The sequence below is a fragment of the Chitinilyticum piscinae genome (assembly GCF_015223195.1).
GTDB lineage: Bacteria > Pseudomonadota > Gammaproteobacteria > Burkholderiales > Chitinibacteraceae > Chitinilyticum > Chitinilyticum piscinae.
This window is the reverse complement of record NZ_JADFUA010000001.1, coordinates 398,503-420,893: the sequence shown is the minus strand read 5'-3', so window position 1 is coordinate 420,893 and position 22,391 is coordinate 398,503. Positions and strand designations below refer to the sequence as shown.

22 protein-coding genes are annotated in these 22,391 nt (G+C 58.8%); 3 read left to right on the top strand and 19 right to left on the bottom strand.

The genetic code is table 11. The features are described 5' to 3' along the window. Positions 1–2 precede the first annotated feature (2 nt). The 9 genes from INR99_RS01890 to INR99_RS01850 form a co-directional block, all read right to left on the bottom strand. A complete protein-coding gene (locus INR99_RS01890) occupies positions 3–1,334 on the bottom strand; it encodes a M16 family metallopeptidase (protein ID WP_194114587.1) in 1,332 nt (443 codons plus the stop codon). Beyond that, the gene (locus INR99_RS01885; RefSeq protein ID WP_194114586.1) at positions 1,324–2,733 is read right to left on the bottom strand and encodes a M16 family metallopeptidase; all 1,410 of its coding nucleotides are present in this window, start codon (positions 2,731–2,733) and stop codon (positions 1,324–1,326) included. Before INR99_RS01885 ends, INR99_RS01890 begins: the two co-directional genes overlap by 11 nt. A gap of 211 nt (positions 2,734–2,944) precedes the next feature. After that, positions 2,945–4,081, bottom strand: coding sequence for a M14 family metallopeptidase (locus INR99_RS01880; protein WP_194114585.1), 1,137 nt, complete (start codon positions 4,079–4,081; stop codon positions 2,945–2,947). A gap of 207 nt (positions 4,082–4,288) precedes the next feature. Beyond that, positions 4,289–4,516 (bottom strand): hypothetical protein, encoded by a 228-nt coding sequence (locus tag INR99_RS01875; RefSeq protein ID WP_028452673.1) that lies wholly within the window; start codon positions 4,514–4,516, stop codon positions 4,289–4,291. 93 nt (positions 4,517–4,609) lie between these two features. After that, on the bottom strand, positions 4,610–5,545 hold the full coding sequence (gene argC / locus INR99_RS01870) for an N-acetyl-gamma-glutamyl-phosphate reductase (RefSeq protein WP_194114584.1): 936 nt from the start codon (positions 5,543–5,545) through the stop codon (positions 4,610–4,612). A 100-nt stretch (positions 5,546–5,645) separates the two neighbouring features. Then, positions 5,646–5,903 (bottom strand): outer membrane protein assembly factor BamE domain-containing protein, encoded by a 258-nt coding sequence (gene bamE, locus INR99_RS01865; RefSeq protein WP_194114583.1) that lies wholly within the window; start codon positions 5,901–5,903, stop codon positions 5,646–5,648. 77 nt (positions 5,904–5,980) lie between these two features. After that, positions 5,981–6,670, bottom strand: a complete 690-nt coding sequence (locus tag INR99_RS01860) for a hypothetical protein (RefSeq protein ID WP_194114582.1) — start codon at positions 6,668–6,670, stop codon at positions 5,981–5,983. A gap of 13 nt (positions 6,671–6,683) precedes the next feature. Continuing rightward, the gene (locus INR99_RS01855) at positions 6,684–7,031 is read right to left on the bottom strand and encodes a DUF2185 domain-containing protein (protein WP_194114581.1); all 348 of its coding nucleotides are present in this window, start codon (positions 7,029–7,031) and stop codon (positions 6,684–6,686) included. A 49-nt stretch (positions 7,032–7,080) separates the two neighbouring features. Next, positions 7,081–7,443, bottom strand: coding sequence for a hypothetical protein (locus INR99_RS01850; protein WP_194114580.1), 363 nt, complete (start codon positions 7,441–7,443; stop codon positions 7,081–7,083). Positions 7,444–7,550: 107 nt separating this feature from the next. Between INR99_RS01850 and INR99_RS01845 the strand changes: the two genes are divergently transcribed. Together INR99_RS01845 and INR99_RS01840 are read left to right on the top strand one after the other, a co-directional pair. Next, the gene (locus INR99_RS01845) at positions 7,551–10,169 is read left to right on the top strand and encodes an Ig domain-containing protein (protein ID WP_194114579.1); all 2,619 of its coding nucleotides are present in this window, start codon (positions 7,551–7,553) and stop codon (positions 10,167–10,169) included. Beyond that, positions 10,166–10,846 carry an Ig domain-containing protein gene (locus INR99_RS01840; protein ID WP_194114578.1) on the top strand — a complete coding sequence of 227 codons (681 nt, stop codon included), beginning with the start codon at positions 10,166–10,168 and terminating at the stop codon, positions 10,844–10,846. Before INR99_RS01845 ends, INR99_RS01840 begins: the two co-directional genes overlap by 4 nt. 39 nt (positions 10,847–10,885) lie before the next feature. On the opposite strand, the gene INR99_RS01835 is transcribed toward INR99_RS01840, so the two are convergent. From INR99_RS01835 to INR99_RS01790, 10 genes are all read right to left on the bottom strand, one after another. Next, positions 10,886–11,845, bottom strand: coding sequence for a Gfo/Idh/MocA family protein (locus INR99_RS01835; RefSeq protein ID WP_194114577.1), 960 nt, complete (start codon positions 11,843–11,845; stop codon positions 10,886–10,888). 72 nt (positions 11,846–11,917) lie between these two features. Continuing rightward, entirely contained in the window at positions 11,918–12,514 is a 597-nt protein-coding gene (gene metW / locus INR99_RS01830) for a methionine biosynthesis protein MetW (RefSeq protein WP_194114576.1), read from the bottom strand. After that, positions 12,511–13,650, bottom strand: a complete 1,140-nt coding sequence (metX, locus tag INR99_RS01825) for a homoserine O-succinyltransferase MetX (RefSeq protein WP_194114575.1) — start codon at positions 13,648–13,650, stop codon at positions 12,511–12,513. Before metX ends, metW begins: the two co-directional genes overlap by 4 nt. An 85-nt stretch (positions 13,651–13,735) precedes the next feature. After that, positions 13,736–14,788 (bottom strand): glycosyltransferase family 9 protein, encoded by a 1,053-nt coding sequence (locus INR99_RS01820; protein WP_194114574.1) that lies wholly within the window; start codon positions 14,786–14,788, stop codon positions 13,736–13,738. Between the two features lie 19 nt (positions 14,789–14,807). After that, positions 14,808–16,025, bottom strand: a complete 1,218-nt coding sequence (locus INR99_RS01815; RefSeq protein ID WP_194114573.1) for an O-antigen ligase family protein — start codon at positions 16,023–16,025, stop codon at positions 14,808–14,810. Beyond that, a complete protein-coding gene (locus INR99_RS01810) occupies positions 16,018–17,151 on the bottom strand; it encodes a glycosyltransferase family 9 protein (RefSeq protein WP_228098030.1) in 1,134 nt (377 codons plus the stop codon). Before INR99_RS01810 ends, INR99_RS01815 begins: the two co-directional genes overlap by 8 nt. Beyond that, positions 17,148–18,281 (bottom strand): glycosyltransferase family 4 protein, encoded by a 1,134-nt coding sequence (locus INR99_RS01805; protein WP_194114572.1) that lies wholly within the window; start codon positions 18,279–18,281, stop codon positions 17,148–17,150. The genes INR99_RS01810 and INR99_RS01805 overlap by 4 nt, the downstream gene beginning before the upstream one ends. Then, on the bottom strand, positions 18,278–19,414 hold the full coding sequence (locus INR99_RS01800) for a glycosyltransferase family 4 protein (RefSeq protein WP_228098029.1): 1,137 nt from the start codon (positions 19,412–19,414) through the stop codon (positions 18,278–18,280). The genes INR99_RS01805 and INR99_RS01800 overlap by 4 nt, the downstream gene beginning before the upstream one ends. Next, positions 19,411–20,523, bottom strand: coding sequence for a putative lipopolysaccharide heptosyltransferase III (gene rfaQ, locus INR99_RS01795; RefSeq protein ID WP_308431426.1), 1,113 nt, complete (start codon positions 20,521–20,523; stop codon positions 19,411–19,413). The genes INR99_RS01800 and rfaQ overlap by 4 nt, the downstream gene beginning before the upstream one ends. Then, the gene (locus INR99_RS01790; RefSeq protein ID WP_194114571.1) at positions 20,516–21,520 is read right to left on the bottom strand and encodes an NAD-dependent epimerase; all 1,005 of its coding nucleotides are present in this window, start codon (positions 21,518–21,520) and stop codon (positions 20,516–20,518) included. The genes rfaQ and INR99_RS01790 overlap by 8 nt, the downstream gene beginning before the upstream one ends. 92 nt (positions 21,521–21,612) lie before the next feature. On the opposite strand from INR99_RS01790, the gene INR99_RS01785 reads away from it, so the two are divergent. Beyond that, positions 21,613–22,365: a glycosyltransferase family 2 protein gene (locus INR99_RS01785; RefSeq protein ID WP_194114570.1), complete on the top strand. Its 753-nt coding sequence runs from the start codon at positions 21,613–21,615 to the stop codon at positions 22,363–22,365. The last annotated feature ends 26 nt before the right edge of the window (positions 22,366–22,391 follow it).

Here is a 22,391-nt window from a genome sequence, read left to right as displayed (position 1 = left end):
TGTTAGTCCTTCGGCCCCTGAATGACCGTAAGCTGGGTCGCGGGCCGCACCTGCCGATTCCAGGCCGCCTGAACCTGCGAGGCATCCAGTGCGGCAATCTGCTGCTTGAGGCGGTCGTAGAAATCCAGCGGCAGATCCTTGTAGGCCAGCTCGCCGACCAGCTCGAGCAATTCGGCGTTGGTATCGCCCCACTGCGCCATATCCAGCAGCAGGTGTTTGCGGGATTCGGCAAACTCTTCGGCAGTCGGGCCGTTCCGGGCGAAATCGTCCAGAACCTGATTCAGGCGCTGCACGAACTGCTCGCGCTGGTCATTGCGGGTCTTGGCCGAAATGGTGATCGAGCCCCCCTGGCGCAGCATGCTCAGGCTGCTGTACACGCCATAGGTCAGCCCATCTTTCAGCCGCAATTCCCGCATCAGGCGCGAGCGCTGCCCCCCGCCGCCCAGAATGTAATTGCCCAGCACCAGTGCCGCATAGTCGGGATCGGTACTGCGCAAGGCCAGCGGAATGCCCAGCAGAATCTGGCTCTGGCTGCCGGCACGTTCGACGGTGATGGTGCTGTTTGTGCGCTCGGCCGGCTGGAATTCCGGCAGTGCGGCCGCCGGTTCGCCGCGAGGCAGCCGGCGAGTGAGCTGATTGGCAATTTTCTCGGCCTCCTCGCGGCTGAGGTCGCCCACCAGCGTCAGCGAAATATTGCCGGGGCGGTAGTATTCGCGGTGGAAGGAGCGCATCGAGAAGCTGCCCGGTCGATCGGCTGAATCGGCGTCGCGGCGGTCCGAGCGGCTATAGGGATGGTTGCCGAACAGTTCCTGGCCAAGCCGCGCGGTCGCATTGGCTTTCGCGGCACTTTGCGGCAGCTGCGGGATCAGCCAGTCACGCCGGTAGCGCAGCATCCAGTTGGGGAAATTCGCCTCGCCCAGCTGTTCGCTCAGGATATCGATCACCGCCAGTGCATTGCCGGTGCGGCTGGCCACGCGCAGCGAAAAGGTCGCGCGGTCACGTCCGGCACCCATGCTGATCTGGTTACCCGAGTTGGCGATCTGCTGGTAGGGTGGTGTGCGCTCGTTGTCCTGCAGTTCCTTGTCCAGTATCGATGCCGCCACCAGGGTCGCCATGCCTTCCTTGCCAGCCGGGCTGCGGCTTTCGCCGGCATCCACAGCGACCAGCACATCGATCATGGGCAGATCGTGGCGCGGTACGTAATACACCCGCGTGCCCAGCTCGGTGACCCAGTGTTCAACCTTGGGAAAGGCCTGGGCGGCCAGGCTGCTGCCCAGTAGCGCCATGGTCAGCAGACCGCGCAGGGCGAAGGGGAGTATCGGTTTAGCGGCCATGGCTCATCTCCACTTGCAGGGGCTGGTTCTTTTCCGGTGGCAGGGCATCCAGAACCGCGATCGTCAGGGCTTCATCAGTCAGGTAGCGGGTGGCGACGCGTTCCAGATCGGGCAGGCCGACTTCCTGCGTGAGCTGCAGATCGGCCAGCCATTGCTCGGGCGTCACGCCAAAGCTGCCCAGCAGCCCCAGATGGGTAACGGTATTGCTCAGCGAGTCGTATTCGAAAATCTGCCCGGTGAGCATCCGTCGTTGCGCACGCTCCATGTTTTCCTTGTACAGACCCGAGCCGCGCAGCAGCCAGGCCTGCTTGCGCAGTGCACCTTCCAGCGTGGCCAGGCTGCGATCGGGGGCCTTGGTGGCGGAAAGGGTGAAGGACGGCGCCTCGCGTCCCAGCCAGCTGAAGTCGCAATCGAGACCATTGCTGGCTTCAGCCAGCGAGGTTGTCTGGTATTCGCTGGCCAGAATGCTGGCCAGGATGCGCAATGCGGCGATATCGCGTGGCGGCACGTCGCGCGGCAGCGCCCAGCGCAGCGTCACATAGCTGGCGTAGGACGGGGTTTTCAGCTGTACGCGTTGTGGCTCGCTGGTGGTACGCGCTTGCGGAAGTGCCACTTCCGGGCGTTGCGGTGGGGCTTTTTTCCCCAGCTTGCCGAAATACTGCTGCACCAGTGCTTTTACGGTCTTGGGATCGAAATCACCCCCGATGACCAGAGTGGCATTGGCCGGGGTGTACCAGCGTTGATACCAATCGCGCAGTTGCTGCGGCGTGAGGCTTTCCAGATCGCTCATGCTGCCGATGACCGCGATACCGGGACGTGAGTTGCCGTACACACTGCGATCAAGCTGCTCATTGAGCAGCATGGCCGGGTTGTTGTCATAGCGCAGGCGGCGCTCTTCCTTGATGACTTCGATTTCAGTGCGGAAATCGGCGTCCTGCAGTTCGAGATTGGCCATGCGGTCGGCTTCGAGCTGCAGCGCTTCGGCCAGCGAAGGCGCGGGCAAACGAATGAAATAGTAGGTGTTGTCAGCCGTGGTAAAGGCATTTTCACTGCCGCCCAGCTCATGCACGCGCTTGGAGAAGGCATCGCCCGGCTTGCCACGGGTGCCGCGGAACATCATGTGTTCCAGCGCATGGGCAATCCCGGTCTGTCCCAGCGGTTCGTCCAGCGCACCGACGCGATACCAGACCTGCGTTTCCACCCGTGCCGCCCGATGGTCGGGATGCAGCACGACACGCAAACCATTATCAAGGGTATATGTTTCCCTGTTGAGTAATGGATGGGAAAAGTCGCCAATAGGTGGCTGGGTATCATTCTGGAATTTGATGTCGGCGGCAGTGGCGCAACCCGCCAGCAGCAGCAGTAGCGGCAGGCTCCGCCACAAGACAGAAAGACGCATGGATGATCTCTTGGAAGGCAAGTCAGTATTGTGCCAGAAAGATGAAGGCAAAATGATGCGTGGTTTCCCGCGCATGAACCAAGCGCCGTGAGCGCACGGCAGGAAAACCAGCCGTCCAAACCCGAGGCGTCGCCGTGACATCCTCCCTGCAATCGACTCGCGTGAATGACGTGCTGCGGAGCTCGTCATTCACGCCTGCGGATTGATGACGTTATGCGCTCAGTCTGGGCAGCACTGCATTCAGCGCCCCCAGCACCGAGGCGCCGAACTGACGGCTGCGTTCACCGTTCCAGCCCACGGCCAGCAGCGGCTTGCTGGCGGTGTCCTTGAACGGCATTTCGATGGTGTAGGCGAGGCAGCCGAAGGTGTGGCCGACCCAGTTGGTCGCCAGTGTCAGCGTTTCCGGGCCGAACTTGCCGACTTCGTAGCCATGCTCGGTCTGGAAATCAGGCGAGAACATGAGCCAGGCTGCCTTGAAGGCCTCCTGCAGCTCGTGCTGCTTCTTCGAGAATGATTCGTTGCTCTCGCAGCCGGCGACGAAGTTGTGAGGAATCGCCTCGTCACCGTGGATGTCCAGAAACACGTCCACGCCGGTTGCCAGCATGCGCTCGCGCACCCACAGCACTTCCGGGCTGCGCTCCAGCGTCGGAGCACCCCACTCGCGATTCAGGTTCGCGCCCAGCGCATTGGTGCGCAGATTGCCGCGCACGCTGCCGTCCGGGTTCATGTTCGGCACCACATGGAACACGCAGGACTCCAGCAGGCTGCGGCTGATCGCGTTCTGCTCGTCGAGCAGGTTTTCCAGCAAGCCCTCGACAAACCATTCGGCCATCGTTTCGCCCGGATGCTGGCGCGCGATGATCCAGACGTTTTTCTTGCCCGGCGCCGGGCGGCCGATCTGCAGCAGATCCAGGTCGTGCCCGTCGGGTGTCACGCCCAGCGGCACCAGCTCGACCCACGGCGAGACTGAGAGCGCGCCGCCGATCAGCTCCTGATGGCGCTCCCAGCTGTAGGGCTCGAAATACGCATACCACACGGCATCCGATTCCGGCGTATGCAGGATGCGGAAGGTCTGGCCGTCGAATTCGGAATCGACCCGGAACCACTCAGCGCGGTCATAGCTGGCCACTGCGTAATAGCCGTCCCAGCCATCCGGATAGGCGCTCTGGCCGGCGTTTTCGATATTCAGCACACAATCGAGTCCGCGTGCACCGGTGAGGCGGAAATGGAACCACTGCGCAAAGTCGCTGGCATTATCCGGCCGCAAGTTCAGGCGGATGTTCGCGGGATCGGAGCAGTCAACGACGTCGATGGCGCCGGAATCGAAACGGGAGGAAATGCGCAGCATGTGGATTCGCCTGGTTAAGCCGTGATGGCCAAGCGTAAGCGGGTGCAGTGGGGCTGTCCAGAGGGAATGAACCGTAGGATGGCTGGAGCCTAAAGAGCGATACCCATCACGGGATGGGCGGAGGCGAGATGATGGGTATGGCTATGCTCTACCCATCCTACCGTGCTGCTTCGGTTAGCTATACCGCGTGGCGCATGCGCCAACATCTCACTGTCCTGATAAAAACACCGTCATGACCATGAATAGGGCTACCGATCCAAAGAACCACAGCATCCAGGATTTGCCATGCCTGAGATAATTAAGCCAGCCAAGCCCAAGGAAGCCTCCTGCCTGCAGCAGCTGGCTCAGCGCATCGACACCATTCTTGATTACCAGAACCATCGAGGCCAGAAATAAGGCAATCGTGATTGCGCCCAGGGCGTATTTGAGTTGCATGACGTCTTTGTCCGTACCGCAGTTGCAATGGAATGCTTGGTTGATATTGAAGACAAAACGGCGACCATTCTGGCCGCCGTTTTGTGATGTCGCTTATTCCAGGCTCGCCGCCTCGTCGCACCCCAGCAGGATGTTCAGGTTCTGGATCGCGCTGCCGGAAGCGCCCTTGCCCAGATTATCCAGCCGCGCGATCAGCACCAGTTCTTCACCCGAAGCGCTGGCGTAGGGCAGCACTTCCAGCACATTGGTGTTCGACAGCGTCTGCGCCGGCAGGAAGCCGCCGCGCACCAGCACGTCCTGCGTGTTGAGCGGTTTGGCGTGCACGAAACGTTCATTGGCATACCAGCTGGCGTAGCAATCGGCGATCTGCTGCGCGCTGCCGTTCAGCTGGCTGGCGTGCAGCGGCAGTGCCACCAGCATGCCGGTGGGGAAGTGGCCGACGCTGGGCAGGAACACCGGCTTGGTCTGCAGGCCGGACCACATCTGGATTTCCGGCAGGTGCTTGTGTGACAGGCCCAGTGCGTAGAAGGCGAACGGGTCGCCCTGGCCGCTTTCCTGCACTTCGATCAACGCCTTGCCGCCGCCCGAATAGCCCGAAACGCCGATCAGATTGATGGCCGCATCGGCCGGCAGCAAGCCGGATTCGATGATGGGGCGCAGCAGCGCGATGCTGGCGGTGGCGTAGCAGCCGACGTTGGCGATGCGCTTGCTGGCGCGGATCTTGTCGCGCTGGCCCGGCGCCAGTTCGGCAAAGCCGTACACCCAGTCCGGATTGATGCGGTGAGCGGTGGAGGCATCGATGACCGCGGTATTGGCGTTCTCGATCATGCTTACCGATTCGATGGCGGCATCGTCGGGCAGGCAGAGGATGACGACGTCGGCGGCGTTGAGCAGCTCGCGGCGGTGTTCGACCGAGCGGCGCCGCTCCAGCGGCAGGCTCAGCAGTTCGATGTCGCTGCGGCCGGCCAGACGCTCTGCAATCTGCAGGCCGGTTGTGCCGTGTTCACCGTCGATAAAAATGCGCGCCATGCCGGCTCTCCTCGAAATGACTGGGGAAAACCCGAAGGTTAACGGCGTGCGCGTCGGCGTACAAGCGCCGGCGTGTGTGCGTACGTACTGCGTGGCCGGCTTATTGCTGCTGCATGGTGTGGGTGAGCAGCTTGCCGTTGACGAACTGGCCGCTGATTGCCAGTTTGCCGTTCTGCCAGCTGGCTGATTCGGCTTCAATGCCCAGCAGGCTGCCGGCGTCGCTTTGCGTCGGCTCTCCCAGAATGGCAACGACCTCGGCGCGGCTCATGCCGCTTTTGACCTTCTGGTAGTTTTCGGCGGTGATCTTGCTGCAGGCAGCCAGCAGCAGCAGGGCGGTGAGGGCGAGGAGGCGTTTCATGAGGCTGGAACGGTCTGGTAAGGATTGCCTGTAAGCATACCGGAAAGGCCTCTCTGCGGGCGCAGCTGGCGCAGATTTCAGCCTGGCTGTGGCTGATTTGCCTGCTCCGCGTAGCGCATGGCCAGTGCCCGACAGTGCTGGCCCAGTTGCCGGCATTGCGCCCTGAGCGCCGCGTCCTGCAGATAGATTGCCGCGTCGTCCGGGCTTTCGCAGCCGGGAAAGAGGTAATACTCCAGTGCCAGGGCCAGATAGTCGAGCATGCTGATCTGCTCGCCATACGGGGTCAGCTCGATGACCGGATTGGCGCCTTGTTGCGGCAGGTAGAGGGTATATGGCGCGCCACCACTGATGTCTTCCTTGTGGTAAAGATCAGCCGCAATGTAGGCGGCCAGCCGCTGTTCGTGGAATTCCCGGTACTCCGGGTCATCGTGATACTCGGCCAGGCAGTCGTCGTGCAGGTAGGATAGCGGAAACCACTGTAGCGGGTCGGGCAGATCGAATTCATCCAGCCACGGCGCTTCGCCGCAGAAGCAGACGCTGCCGATGTGCCGGTAGAAACTCTGCAGCACATATGGCAGCGGGCCAAACTCGGCGGCCAGGCCGGCCAGCATGGCTTCGCAGCGGCTCTCCGGCACCCATTCGGTGTATTCCGGCGAATCGAACTGATAGCCGCGCTGGTCCAGATGGCGGTACACCGCCTGCAGCACGGTAGCCAGCTCGGCCATCAGGGCATCGGTCTGTTGTTCCAGTGACTGGCAGGCTGACATCGCAGGCCCCGGCTTAATTGGCGAGCGGTGACCAGTCGGTCACCGGCACAAAGTCATCCTTGTCCGGATGCTTTTCGAATACGCTGCCGACGGGTGCATCCAGCAGGGCAATGATGCTCGGGTCGTAGTTGGCGACCACGTTCACGTCGAGCTCGCTGTGGTTTTTCGGGTTGTTGAGGAATTTCTCGTCCTCGCAGCCGGAAAAGAAGCGCCAGCCCGAGTCGCCGTCCTTGATTGGCGGCTCGCGATACATGAAGCCGACCGGATAACCCTCGATGGTGATTTCGTCGCTGACCATGCACAGCCCGTGGCCTACGGCGCGTTGCTTGAGCATGCGCTCGTCAAGTAGATACTCTTTCATGTATTGCTCTGAGCTCCTTATAAATAATTGTCTATGAGCGTATACGTAGTCATTGCTCCGGTTTCGCTTCGATGTAGATGCGATCGTCCATCACGTAAATTGGCAAATAGAGTGCCATGGCACTTCCTGCCAGCATGGCCAGCACCAGCAGCAAGTCACCGGCACTGATCCAGCCCATACGTTGCCGGAACGCCGGATCGTGCTCACGTTGCAGGGTGATTTGTATCGCCAGAACAAGGAGCAACAGTGGAACAAGAAAATAAACGAGGCTGAAGCGTAAAAACAGCTCGGTGATTGCCGGCAGATCAACACCAAATCCAGCATACAACTCGCGGAAGGCCGGTATGACCAATTGCAGCACAGAGGCCAGCAACAGCGCGACTACCACCAAGATCCAGCTGCTCACCAGCAACAGCCGGCTCCGCCCGGAGGGGAGGTCGGTGGATTCTCCCGCGAGACTGGCGGTGGGCGGCTGGTAGGGAGAATGCTCGCTCATGGCGGAATGTCTGGATTGTCCGGATGCAGATGTTATCGCAAAAGTCGGAGTACGCCTTCAGCCAAGTTCAGCACATGTCGCTCGATGCGCCGAGCGAAATAGCCTATACAAAGAACTCAAGACTCAGTCGAGGAAACGCTATGAAGTGGCATGTGGGCGGCTTGCTATCCTGTGTCCTACTGGTGTACTCGTGTGAGCGCCTGTCTTCCGCGCCTTTTGATCGTAGCCCCGAAGAACTTAACTTTCCTGCGCTGGATTTGTCCGGGTCTGAGACTGCCGCCCCGCCTCTTGCCGCTGAAGGGGATCCTTCTCCTTTGACTGATCTACTGGGCGGTGACCGAGCCCCTGATCCCGGGGCACCACAAGTAGATTTTTCAGCCAATTACTCTGATCCATTTGGGGTCATTACAACAGGTGAAGGTTCTCTCATGGCAGGAGGCCTTGTACCACTTTATGGCCGTTTTCAGCTGGGGCCGAATTATCGAGAATTACTTGTCCGGGCGGGAATCGGCCTGCTGGACGACCAAATGGTGATGGTTTTTACCGGGCGTGGATTGCAGACCAGACAGGAACTCGATTTTGGAGGAAGCCTCGCTTCTCCATGGCTACGCGAGCATGCCTATGGTTTTGATATCGCAGGTAAATTCTTTGGCATGAACGTGGGGGCATATTCTGGAGTCATTCAATCAGCAACTAAAGATCTAGGCGATGTCCTTATCGTTCAGGATACCGCAGAGAGCTATATCAAATATCGCCAGCCTCGCCGGGTTGCAGGTGTGAAGCAGGTTAGTGCGGGCTTGCGCCTCGATAGTGTGATTAGTCCGACCCTCAAAGGTGGGCTTGCTTTGGGTGGTGTGCAGACCAGCACAGATTATTCGACTGGACGAAAAAGAACCAGCAGCTTTTCTGGAGATGTTCAGCTTGACTGGTTGCCGTTCAGGGGGGGGCGTCTATTGAGTACTCTGGGGGGGGATAAGGATACGATTTTGTTTCGTAGTAGGCTGCTGTTTCCGCTAGCGTCGAGTTTCAATGGTTTTGCTCAATGCATGACCCAGTACTTTCAGCGCTCGCGAGATAGTACATTTGCTTGTGGTGTTGGGGTTCAGTATCTGTTTGGTAATAGTGGTATACCAGAGTTCTTCTCAGAAGAAGGCAGTCATTTCTCTATTGGCGAATTGATGTCTGAAGTGCGCAGGCCTCCTTCTTACATTTATCCCGTAGTTCTAGGCGGTGTTCCGGATGGAAGCGCTGAGAGAACTGTTGAGTTAGAAATTATAAAGTCAGGACTTGGGCCCGGTGCTGAAATTGATGTGGTTACCGGAGATTTAGTGGTTGCTCCGCCGCCTGGTCAGTCTTGTGGCGCATTGCGTGATTTCTCGACAGTGAGTGGTGCGTCACTGAGTTTTCCAATGGATGTAATTGAGGCCTCCTCGAGTGGCGGTCGAGAGGTAATACGCTTTCATAGCGATAGAATTCTGAAAATAATGAATGGGTTCGGATCTTTATCGAGTACGGAAATTAGAGCGATGTTTGAATTTTGCTCGATACGTATCGTGGCTAGTTCAGGAATTTTTAGAATTAGTGAAATTTCATATTCCCAGAACCCGGTTGATCATAATCCCGTAGTGAATGCACCCCGAGCAATCAACGTCACCTCTACGAGTTTTACCATCGTAAATGGTATTAGTGATAGTGATGGTCTCAGAAACGTTCAGTATTTTGTTTATGAGATGACTGGTCCAGCGCCGATAGCTAGATTGAGGACTGCTATATCCTCACATAAGCGCGCTATGCTTGTATCCTCCAATCCCAATTTCAACAACCTGCAACCAGGAGTGGTTTACCAGATTCAAACAAAGGCGGAAGTTCTGAATCGATCAACTGGACAGTATTCGTTAGTTGAGTCGCCCCTTGGTAGTGCTAAAACCCTTGTAGCAACAGCTCCTGTACTTGCGCCTGTACCTGACCAGCGAGGGGTGGTGGGAACGGCCTTCACGCTGAATCTGGCGAGCTTTGTGACGGCAACCAACGGTGATCCGGTTACGGGCTATACCCTGGGTGGCACTCTCCCGGCGGGGTTGAGTTTTAATAGCAGTACCGGGGTTTTGAGTGGCACACCCAGTGCCGCGGCGACGGCCAGCTTGACCCTGAGTGCACGCGACAAGGATGGGGTGTCCAATAGCGACAGTTTTGTGCTGACCATCGCCGCGGCACTTGTACCACCGGTGGTGGGTAATGTGCCGGATCAGAGCGGAGTGGCGGGAACGGCCTTCACGCTGAATCTGGCGAGCTTTGTGACGGCAACCAACGGTGATCCGGTTACGGGCTATACCCTGGGTGGCACTCTCCCGGCGGGGGTGAGTTTTAACAGCAGTACCGGGGTTTTGAGTGGCACACCCAGTGGCGCAGCGACGGCCAGCTTGACCCTGAGTGCACGCGACAAGGATGGGGTGTCCAATAGCGACAGTTTTGTGCTGACCATCGCCGCGGCACCTGTACCACCGGTGGTGGGTAATGTGCCGGATCAGAGCGGAGTGGCGGGAACGGCCTTCACGCTGAATCTGGCGAGCTTTGTGACGGCAACCAACGGTGATCCGGTTACGGGCTATACCCTGGGTGGCACACTCTCCCGGCGGGGTTGAGTTTTAACAGCAGTACCGGGGTTTTGAGTGGCGCACCCAGTGCCGCGGCGACGGCCAGCTTGACCCTGAGTGCACGCGACAAGGATGGGGTGTCCAATAGCGACAGTTTTGTGCTGACCATCGCCGCGGCACCTGTACCGCCGGTGGTGGGCAATGTGCCGGATCAGAGCGGGCTACTTAGAACAGCCCTGAACATCGACCTGAAACCCTACGTAACTGCTACAAATGGAGATTCGATCACTAGTTATAGTTTGGTTGGCTCATTACCGAGCGGGTTGAGTTTTGATAGCAATAGTGGCGTAATTAGTGGTGCGCCCAGTGTCACTGGAAGTTTTTCGCTCAGTCTGACTGCTTCAGATAAGGATGGGGTTTCTTCTGCAGACGCGTTCATCTTGCGGATTGGCTCCGCTCCCATATTGGGGTCAATCCCTGACCAGTTTATCTGGGGAACATATAGCCTATCACTGTCTGATTATGTGACATTCACAGAGGGCGACCCAGTAATTGGGTATTTCTTAAGTGGCACATTGCCATCGGGTCTGAGCTTTGATAGTAGTAGCGGTCTTATTTCTGGTAGTAGCACTGTTATTTTTACTGATACTGCAGTGATATTCTGGGTCGAGGACAGGGATGGGGAGTCCAACCGAGTTACTGTTAATTTCATACCCGGAGGTTGATTGATATTGAATAATTCCAAGTTATCGGTTGAAATTGGCCTAAATTTTTTGCTGAGCCAACAGAATAAGCTCCAAAGCATTCCGAGAGTGAGGCCAAGACACTGTAGAACTTTCGTGCTGACTAACACGAAGCAACTCACAAAAGTGTGCGGTTTCGTAATTTAAGCCGCTGCCCTGCGGGATGCTTGCCAGTTCTTCCCGATGGCCGTTGGCGCAGACCACTGTGGCGCGGGACGGGTTCCACCATTTCTCGTGTATGACGATGTGCCCCGAGCAACCCGCGATCAGTGCTTCGCCCGATCCGCCGCAGTCCAGCCCGCAGTACAACTGACTGATGCCACGCTCGTGCCGGCTCTGGATGCTGGCAAACGTGTCCACGCCGCTTGGCCCGATCCGCCCGAGTGCCTGTACATCCAGCGCGGCACCCAGCCAGTCGACGGCCAGAAAGGCCCCGTAGATCCCGATGTCGAGCAGGCTGCCGCCAGCCTGCGCCGGGTCGAGTACTGCGTGTCCGGCGGGCACGTTCGGGTTGGCAAAGCCGGCACGGACAAAGCGTACTTCTCCGATTTCCCCGGCATCAATCCGCTGGCGGATTTCGCGGTACAGCGGGAAGAAGGGCGGTTTCATTGCCTCCATGTACAGTACGCCCGTGTCCCGGGCGACGGCCAGAACCGCATCCAGCTCGGCCGTGCTGATCGCGGCCGGTTTTTCGCATAACACGGCCCTGCCGGCTTGCAGTGCGGCGATGCTCAGACTGGCGTGGCTGGGGTGCGGGGTGGCAATGTAGACCGCGTCGATGTCACTGGCAAGGAGCGCTGCTACCGAATCGTATGTGTGGGGTATGTTGTGCTGGGCATTGAAAGCAAAGGCTTTGCTTAGGGTACGGTTATAAGTACCCACGGCGGCCGCGCCAGGAACATGTGCTAGCCCGACGACAAAGCGCGCAGCGATGCTACCCGTGCCGATGATGCCAAAACGGATGGTACGTGATTCAGCCATGGCCTATCCCCCAGCAAAAACGGCAGCGTAACCCGCCGGTACCGGTGTGGCACAGGCGGGTTTAACTGTAGCTCAGCGTTTGCTGAAGCGCACCAGCGCGAGACTGCCCAGCAGATTGGGCAGGAACTCGACGGGCTCACCCTGATGCAGCACGATCTGCTCGTCGATGCGCATGCCCAGCTTGCCCAGCAGCCGGTCGAAATCGTTGACCGTGCAGAAATGGATGTTCGGCGTGTTGTACCACTGGTAGGGGATGGTTTCGGAGACCGGCATCCGTCCGGTGGCAATCTGCCAGCGGTTTTCCCAGAAGCCGAAGTTGGGGAAGGTGACGATGCCGGTACGACCGACGCGCAGCATTTCCTGCAGGATGCCCTCGATGTTGTGCATGGCCTGGATGGTCAGCGACAACACTACGTCGTCGAATCGGCCGTCCTCGAACTGCGCCAGCCCGTACTCCAGATCGGACTGGATCACGCTCAAGCCTTTTTCAACGCAGCTGACCACCTGGCCGACATCCTTTTCCACGCCCATGCCCTGGATCTGCTTGTGACTGGCCAGCCAATGCAGCAATTCGCCATCGCCACAGCCCAGGTCGAGCACAGCACTGCCCGGCTTGATCCAGCCGGCGATCAGTTTCAGATCGGGGCGCAAGGTATTAACGGCGCTCATGCTGCGATCTCCTTGGCGATGTTGTTCAGGTAGGCGCGCATTACGCCGAAATACGGCTCGTCATCCATCAGGAAGGCATCGTGTCCGTGCGCGGATTCGATCTCGGCGTAGGAAACCGGGCGGCGGGCATCAAGCAATGCCTTGACGATTTCGCGAGAGCGCGCCGGCGAGAAGCGCCAGTCGCTGGTGAACGACACGACGAGGAATTTCGCCAGCGTGGTTTTCAGCGCGGCCACCAGATCACCACCAAAATGCCGGCCCGGGTCGAAATAATCGAGTGCCTTGGTCATCAGCAGGTAGGTGTTCGCATCGAACATGCCGGAGAACTTGTCGCCCTGATAGCGCAGGTAGGATTCGATCTGGAATTCCACATCGAAGCCGTATTTGTATTCCCCGCTCTTCAATTCGCGGCCGAATTTCTCGCCCATGCCGTCGTCGCTGAGGTAGGTGATGTGGCCGAGCATGCGCGCCAGACGCAGGCCACGCTTGGGAACCACGCCGTGCTCGTAGTAATCGCCGCCGTGGAACTCGGGATCGGTCAGGATGGCCTGCCGTGCGACATCGTTGAAGGCAATGTTCTGTGCGGTGAGCTTGGGTGCCGAGGCGATCACCAGACAATGCCGCACGCGCTCGGGGTGGCTGATTGCCCAGCGCATCGCCTGCATGCCGCCGAGGCTGCCGCCGATCACGGCGGCGAATTGTTTGATGCCCAGCCGGTCTGCCAGCCGCGCCTGCGTTTCCACCCAGTCGCGTACCAGAACCAGCGGGAAGGTCGAGCCATAGGGCTTGCCGGTCTCGGGGTTGATCGACGACGGTCCAGTCGAGCCATGGCAGCCGCCGAGGTTGTTCAGTCCGATCACGAAGAAGCGATCAGTATCGATCGGCTTGCCGGGGCCGACCATATTGTCCCACCAGCCGGCGGCCTTGTCGGTTTCCGCATACTTGCCGGCGACATGATGATGCCCCGACAGCGCGTGACAGATCAGGATGGCGTTCGATGCATTGGCATTCAGCGTGCCGTAGGTTTCATACATCAGCTCGTAACGCGGCAGGGCCGCGCCGCTGGAAAGCGTAATGGGCTGATCGAACACCGCCTTCTGGGCGGTGACGATGCCGACGGAGTTGGCAACGGTCATTGAGGTTGGATCCACAACTAGACGGATTGAAGAAAGAAGGTTACTAAAACATGCCCGAATTGGGGGATGTTAAGGAATATCCGGATTATGCAGACGCCTCGGTGTTGTGAAAATGCTTGTCGAGTAGTGAACTAACCGCAGAAATCACTGCGTCGCACGGAATGTCCCGTATTGCCAGCTCGGGGGCAATAATCAGCTGGTGCGGACATCGCCATGGATACCAGCGCGTCAGCTTTTCCTGCCGGTTTTCGAACATCGCAGCGATCGGTTTTTGCATTGCGGCGGCAATATGCAAAGCACCTCCGTCACTTAGTAGGTCAAGATCGGTACAGCTTAGGGCCGCAGTGAGCTCATGTAGGCTGGATGTTGGAACTGGTAGTACAGGCAGTCCGGCAAGAGCTGCGACTACTTCCGCGGCCAGTTCATCATCTCCTGGATGCTTGGGGTCGGATTGGCTACCAGGGGCCCAGAGCAGGGCAACACCTAGGTTCGGGTGGCTCGCCGTGAGCTTGCGGATAGCCGTGATGAAACGATCAGCAGGCCAGCGACGATTTGCTTCGCGAGCACTCAGATGAACACCCAGCACAGTCCGCCCATTCAGTGGCTGGAAATGCATCTGCATTTTTGTCAGTGTTTCCGGGTCTGTAAAAGCCTTTAGTGATCCGGGTGTACCTTCGATCCCTAGAGGCGCAAGCAGACGAAAGATGTCTTCCACTTCGTGCCGGGGTTGTTTGCGATTATATGGGATAGGGATGTCAACGCCGGAGAGCCTACCATTTTCTGGAGTGAAGCTGATGATATGTCTGGCACCTGATAATCTGGCGAATTTGATGGCTTGCTTGAACCAGCCCCCACCAACTGGAATTGCGTAATCGAATTTTTGCCTACGCAGTCTCAGGATTAGCTTGGCCGTCTCTAGGTAAACACCTAGGCGACTTTGACCCAGGTTGCGATGTTTGGCTTTGGTGTATACAAAAACCTTGTCGATGGCCGGATTTCCAGCAAGAATGTCTGCATTGTAGCTATTGGCTAGAACGGCAATGTATGCATTGGGAAAATGCAGCCGGATTGCATCAAATAAGGGTGTTGTGCAGACCAGATCACCAATATTGTCACGGCGAATTAGTAGGATTTTCATGATCTACGCTAATTAGTATTTATTGAGCTGAAGCAGGGGTGACGGGTGTCTGCTGATCATTAAGTGACTTGTGTTTTGCTTGAGCAAGCCAGTACCCCAGGCAGGACCAGAAGAGCATAACGGTTGCTCCGTGCATGAAGTCATCCGTGAAGTTCTTTGCAAGCATCGCTACCAATACGGCTAGACCGGCTGCAACTTCTCGGCGTGCTGACGAAAAATGACGCAAGAATTCCCGCATCACCGAGATATAGGCTGTAATCACTAAAATCAGGCCTGCCAAACCGCTTTGTAAAACAACATTTAGCCAATAGTTGTGAGCGTGAGCCAATTTGATGAAGAGACGATTTTCAGGTGTAATAATCTCGCCTGTAACAGGCGTTAGGGTGCCAAGCCCTTTACCTAGCCACGGTCGGTTTTTTACTCGATCAAGCCAGAATGCCCATATTTGCGGCCGTGCATCACGAACCGCGGTATAACTCAAACCCCGCTCAAGATTAACGGCGCCACGCTGTGTATTGGCAAGCCTCACTCCAATGCTGCCAACGGCACAGACTACCAGCAAAATGCACAGCATGCGCTTAAAGGAGTATGAACTAGCCAGCAGGATGTAACAGAATAAACTTGCAAGAGCAGCAATCCAGAAAAACCGGTTGCCAGTGAATGTCGCGGCGACTGTGGCTATAGCGATGAAGCTTATGCCTATAAATTTCGACTTTTTTCTGGGTTGATCAGATAGGTAGAATCCGAGTGGCAGGAGATACACCAATACTGTACTTGCAGTACCAGCTCCAGGGTACCAATATCCAGGACCAGCATCAAATTTATCGTTTACGGTTAACGGGACCCCCCGGGTTTTACCATATACGATAATGGCGGAAAGTAATAACATTCCCGCGATGAAGCCAAGTTCCAACCATGCTGGTTTTGATTGGCTTGCTTGATATACAAGAACGAATGCTATGATTGGAAGAAGTCCGTCTAGCCATAAAGCACGTTTAGAAAGATCTGGAGATGCTGACCAAATGAGGGTTGTGCAGGCAAACCCAAGCCAGATTACCAAGGGCCAAGCCCAGCGCATCGAGCCCATCTGTCTCCATGATATGCAGCACAAACCCAAGAGTAGTAACCCAAATCGGATTCCTTGCGTGTGTGACAACGGCAATAAAGCCAGTAGGAAGGCCATTGCGCAGCCTAATAGCAAAATCTTCCTGTCTGTGTTTTTGAATGATTCATTCATTGCTTTTCTCAATCTGCAGAATTCTGCTTAATTGAATTTTGACTCGCACTAGATCCAAACTATCCATACACTGCACACTTGCGCATTGAGCGGTGTTACGCCCGCACCGGCGGATCCAGTCTTTGTTGCGTCGGAAAAGAACAGTTTGGTTGCGACAGGAAATATCCGTTTCGGTCAGTGCGACAAAGGTGCTGTCGGCCCAGAATTGGCCAGTACCGCTGATTAGCGCATTGCCGGGGCCGAACAGCGCCAGTGTCGGCGTATTGGTCAGCCGCCCCAGATGCGCGACGCCGGTATCGGGGCAGATGAGTGCCGCAGCGCCGGCAAGCAATTGCCACAGTTGCGCCAAGTCGAGTTGGCCGGCAAAACTCGGATACAGCCCTTGCGGGTCGACGGTGTCGATCAGCGCGGTCTCCTTCGCGCCTGCGCTCCAGACCGGCTGATAACCCTGCTCCACCAGCCAGGCAGCGAGTTGGATCCACCGATCAGAAGGCCAGTATTTCAGCGGTGTCGACGCGCCGGGGTGCAGCACCACATAGGGCTGGCGGGGCTGCGCGAACGGTTTGGCGGCCGGGGCGGGCCAGTCGCTGGGCCGGTAGCGCAGGCTGCCGTCACCCCCGCCCAGTTGCGCGGCCATGTCGCCCCAGGCAGTCGGTGTATCGGGGAAGGGAATGGCTTCGTCGACTGGCCAATTTTTCCAGGCCGGAGTGTCATCGGCGTGTGCGACGATCCAGCGGCAGCCGGCGGCGAGCGCCAACCAAGCATGGCGGTTATCACCTGGAACGATACCCAGATCGTACGGGCCGCTGCGTAGCACCGCTTGCACGGTATCGGCCTGGCGCGGGTTGAAGCCGATGACTTCCACGCCGTAGGGGTGTGTGGAGTAAAGGGGGGTAATGGCTTGAGGGCAAGTCATTACCAATCGTGCAGACGGATATCTTTGGCGCAGTGCGGCCAGCAGTGCTGTCAGCATCAGTGTATCGCCCAGTAGCAGGTGATGCGCAATCAGAATGCGGTGGATTTGTGCCGGGCGACGACGCACACCGGCCAGCCGCGCAAGCCCTTGCCAGCAAAAACGTGGCAAGGCCCGTGCAAACAGCTGCAGACGACCCGCTGCGCGGCTCATGCGCCCGCCTTGATGGCATTATCGAAGACGATACTCATGGCGTCGAGCATGTGCTCGCTGCCAAAACGTGCCCGGGCATGCGCTAGCGCCGCGTCGGCCATCTGCTCGCGCAATGCCGTGTCACCCATCAGTTTTGCCAATGCAGCTTCCAGCTGGTCGAGTTGGCGTGGATCAACCAGAAAGCCTGTTTCACAGTCGACGACCGCCTCGGCAATCGCTCCCACTGTGGTTGAAACCACTGGCAATCGGCTGGCCATTGCCTGCATCAGACCTTGCGGTACGCCTTCGTTACCGTAGGACGGCAGGGTAAACAGGTCAAAGGCCTGCAGCCATTCCTCGACATCTTCGCGATTGCCAACGAAGTGCACCGAGTTTCGCAGGCCCAGTTCATCCGTCTGGGCTTCAAGCGCTTCGCGGCGGGGGCCATCGCCGCAGACTACCAGCTGCCAGTTGGGAAAGCGCGTCTGCAGCTTTGCCCACACCGGCAGCAGGTCGCAGTGGCCTTTCCAGCTGCGCAGCGTGGCAACAATCCCCAGCGTCGGACGCTCGGCCAGGCCCAGCTTCGCGCGCTGCACGATACGGTCGCCGGGGCAGTAACGGTTGAGGTCGATGCCGGTCGGGATCGACACCATGTGTTCCAGCGGATAGCGGTTGTCCGCATGCAGCGTCTGGCGCAGTTTTTCGCCGGTGGTGACGATATGGCGGGTGGCCTGCAGGTACAGCCAGCGGGTGAACGGCAGATTGTTGATCGCGGTCGACACATGCCGTGTGCGCACCACCGGCGGCATGCCGTACACCGACAAGCCGGCCAGCGCGATCAGCCAGGCGTCGGTCGAGCTGTGCGTATTGATGACGTCGAAATCCTGTGCATGCTTGGCAAGATAACAGCGCATGGCCCACAGGCTCCATGGGCGCTTCTTGAAAATCGGCAGCTCGACCACCGGAATGCCGTGATTCTTGGCCGCCCTAGCGATGTTCGAATCCGGGCAGGCGAGAATGGTGGCGGCGTGGCCGCGCGCGATCATGCCGGCTGCTTCCGTCAGGATGCGGATTTCCTGGCCGCCCCAGCCGCAGGAGGATTCGGTATGCAGGATGCGCAGCGTGCGTGGTTTCGCCGGGGTGTGGCTCATGCTTCGGATTCCGTAGTCAGCAGGCGCGCGTACAGGGCTTCCAGCTCCTGTCCCATGCGCTCCAGGGTAAAAGGTTTGGCGGTCGCACGCGCGTTGGCGCGCAAGCTTGGCCATTCGTTGCGTTTGTTCAGCCAGTCAGCAATGGCTGAGGCAAAACCGTCAATGTCCAGTGCATCGCGTACCCAGCCGTTTTCGCCCTCACGAATCCACTCCGCCGCGCCACACATCGTACTGGTAAATAGCGGCAATCCGCAGGCGAGCCCCTCAAGGCAGACGTTACCGAAGGGTTCGTACAGGGTGGGCAGGATCAGCGCATCGGCTGCGCCGTACACTGGCTTGATATCGTTGACGCCGCCCAGAAAACGTACCCGTTCGGCAACGCCATGCTGCACGGCCAATTTCTGGTAGCGCTTAATTGATTTGTCGCGACCGGCAATGACAAGATAGACGTTGGGGTGAGCGGCAATTGCTTGCAGCGCCCGGGCGGCTCCTTTGCGCTCGAAACCCGAGCCGACAAACGCGAGTAGTGGCGCATCCTGTGGAATTTGCCATGCTTGCCGCTGGATATAGCGGTATTTTTCGGCCAGTTTGGGATGAAACGAGTCGGTATCGACGCCGTTGTAGATCACGCAAAGCTTATCATCCGGAACATGGAAACGTTCGCAGATCTGCTGTTTGCCTTGCTCCGAGATGCAGATCACCATTTTCAGTTTCGGGTCGGCAAACATCGCTGCTTCCGCCGCCAGAATATGGCGATGAAAGGGGCTGTAGCGCCGCAGTGCATTGGACAGCGCTGACTGGGTTCGGGAATACTGCTCCAGCCATACCGCGTGCACGCCGTCACCAGCGCGAAAGATGTCGCAGCCAGGAATGCGCTCGTGGCTTTGCACTAGATCGAAACGGTGGAATTGTTTCTGCGCCGCGTGGGCAAAAGCCTTCTCGCGCCAGGCGCGGCCCAGATGGAAGGGGCGCAGCTTTTCGCAGTGCCAGCCACCGCTATCCTGCCAGTCACGGGTCAGCAAAGTGACATCGAGCGCCTGACGCTGACACAGGGTTTTCAGTGCGCGAGAGACAAAGCGTTCCGCGCCGCCGTGTGGGTTGTATTTCTGTCGGACAATGGCCAGTCGGATCATCGTGGCACCTCTGCAAGTAACTCATCGAGTGCTGCAAGCACGCTAGTGGGCGCGATGGCGGCCAAGCAATCGCTGACCTTGCCGCCGCCGCAACCGTCCTGGCCGCAGGGACGGCAGGGGAAATCGGCGGTGAGCAGGCGATGCGGCACCTGCCACGGCCCCCATTCGATATTGCCGGACGGGCCGAACAGCGCCACCGTCGGGGTTTGCTGGGCAGCGGCTAGATGCATGGGCACCGAATCGACGCCGACAAAGGCGCGTGCTGAGGCGATCAGCGCGCCAAGTTCTTTCAGGTTGAGTTGACCGGACAGATCCAGCGCCACCGGGCGGGTGAGCGCGGCGTTCAGTTGTGCCACCCAGTCCATTTCCGCCTTGGCTGGCGCTGCCGACAGCACCACCTGCTCGCCGCGCGCGGTGAGCGCATCAATCAGCGCCGCCATGTGCGCCACTGGCCAGGTCTTGAACAGCCAGCGCGAGGTCGGGTGAATCAGGATAAAGCGGTTGGCTTCGACGCCGGCGGCCGCCAGCTTCTGTGCCACGCTCGCGTCTGCGGCCTCGCCAGCGACAAAGCCCAGCTCCTTTTTGACCGGCTGAATGCCGATGCGGCGCAGCGCGTCGAGGTGCATTTCCACCGTGTGGCGCGTATTGCCGCGTGGAATCGGGAACAGGTGGGTAAAGGATTTCTTCCACGCGCGGTCAGCCCACTTGCTGTCGCGCTGCGCTTTCGGGGCGACCGACAGCGCCGGCTTCAGCCAGCGGGCCAGCCGCGCGCCATGCCAGTGATCGGTGAGATTCACGATCAGGTCGTAGCGGCGTGCCTTCAGTGTCTGAAACAGCGGCCACCAGCGCTTGAGCTGCGCCAGCGGGTTCAGCGTGCGCCAGTCCCGGCCGATGGTGTGCAGTTGTGCGAGGCCCGGATGCAAACTGAGCATCTCGCGTGTGTCGTGGTACACCAGCGCGTCGATCTCGGCATTTGGGTATTGCTCGGCAAGCTCCGCAATGACTGGGCTGGCGAGCAATACGTCACCATGGTGGCGCAGCTTGATCACCAGCGCGCGCTTCACCTGCGGGCGCGGCAGCGGGCTGGCGACGATGAGGCGTTCAGACACCGTAGAAATCCTTGAACCAGACGACAAAGCGGCGCAAGCCCTCGTCGATATTCACCGGATTCACTTCACCGATCACGCGGGTCAGCGCCGTGGTGTCGGCGGCGGTTTCCAGTACGTCGCCATCCTGCATCGGCAGAAAGCGCTTGCTGGCCTCGCGTCCAAGATGCTTCTCGAGCGTACCAATGAAATCCATCAGGTTCACCGGATTGCTGCCGCCGATATTCAGGATGCGATACGGCGCCCAACTGCTGCCGTTCACCGGCTTGAGCACATCGAAGGCCGGGTCGGCCTGCGGCGGCAGGGGCAGCAAGCGCACGATGCCTTCGACGATGTCGTCGATGTAGGTGAAGTCACGGCGCATCTGGCCGTGGTTGAACACGTCGATGGTCTCGCCGCTCATGATTTTCTGCGCGAAGCTGAAATAGGCCATGTCCGGTCGGCCCCAGGGGCCGTAGACGGTAAAGAAGCGCAAGCCGGTCACCGGCAGGCCGTAGAGGTGCGCGTAGGAGTGCGCCATGCCTTCATTGGCCTTCTTGGTCGCGGCGTAAAAGCTTACCGGATGGTCGGTAGGATCGGTTTCGCAGAAGGGCAGCTTGCGGTTGCCGCCATACACGCTCGACGAGCTCGCGAAGATCAGGTGGCCGACTTTGCCGTGGCGGCAGCCTTCCAGAATTTGCGTAAAGCCGGTGAGGTTCGACGCGCTGTAGGCCAGCGGCTGCTGCAGCGAATAGCGTACCCCAGCCTGTGCGGCCAGATGCACGACCGCATCAAATCCTCCCTCGCGGATCAGCATCCGGGTGGCATCGTCGGCCACGTCCTGCCGGATGAAACGGTAGTTGGCCTGACCCTCGAGGCGCGCCAGCCGCGCGGCTTTCAATGCCAGGTCGTAGTAATCGTTGCAGTTGTCGATGCCCGTGACGGTGTAACCCAGCGCCAGCAGCCGCTCGCACAGGTGCATGCCAATAAAGCCGGCGCTGCCGGTCACCAGAATGTTCATGGGCTACCCTATCTCGGTAGGGCGGCTTGTGCCGCCCGCTGCAAATCGCCGATTATATCAGCTTGCTCTGTTGATACCGCGTTTGCCGAACTATGACCACCCCTACACTGGGCGTCGCCCTGATTACCAAAAATGCCGCGTTGCGGCTGGATGAATGCCTCGCCTCGCTCGGCTTTGCCGATGAGGTGGTGCTGCTCGATTCCGGCAGCACCGACGACACGCTGGCGATCGCCGCCCGTCATGGCGTCAAAATCCACCACAGCGAGGACTGGCCGGGCTTTGGTATCCAGAAAAACCGCGCGGTGGATCTGCTTGCCACCGACTGGATTTTCCTGATCGATGCCGACGAAGTCGTGCCCCAGGAACTCGCTGCCAGCATCCGGGCCGCCATCAGCAATCCGCAGGCCGAAGTCTACGAGCTGAACCGCCTGTCGAGCTTTTGCGGGCACTGGATGCACCACTCCGGCTGGTATCCCGACTGGATCGCGCGGCTGTTCAAGCGCGGCAGCGCACGCTTTTCCGACGATCTGGTACACGAAAGCCTGCGCTATAACGGGAAGGCGGCACGGCTCAAGGGCGAGCTGCTGCACTACTCGTACGAGAGCTACAGCGATGTACTCAGAAAGCTCGAACACTACTCCAGCCTCGGCGCACAGCAGCGCCTCGCCCGCGGCGAAACCGCCAGCGTCGGCAAGGCCGTCACGCGCGGACTGTGGGCATTTTTGCGTACCTACTTTTTGCGCTTGGGCTTTCTCGATGGCAGAGCGGGGCTGATGGTGGCGATTTTCAACGCCGAGACGGTGTATTACCGGTTTTTGAAGATGCAGCGCGGTAGGTACGAATAGCAAAGCGTATTCGTACGCATGGCACG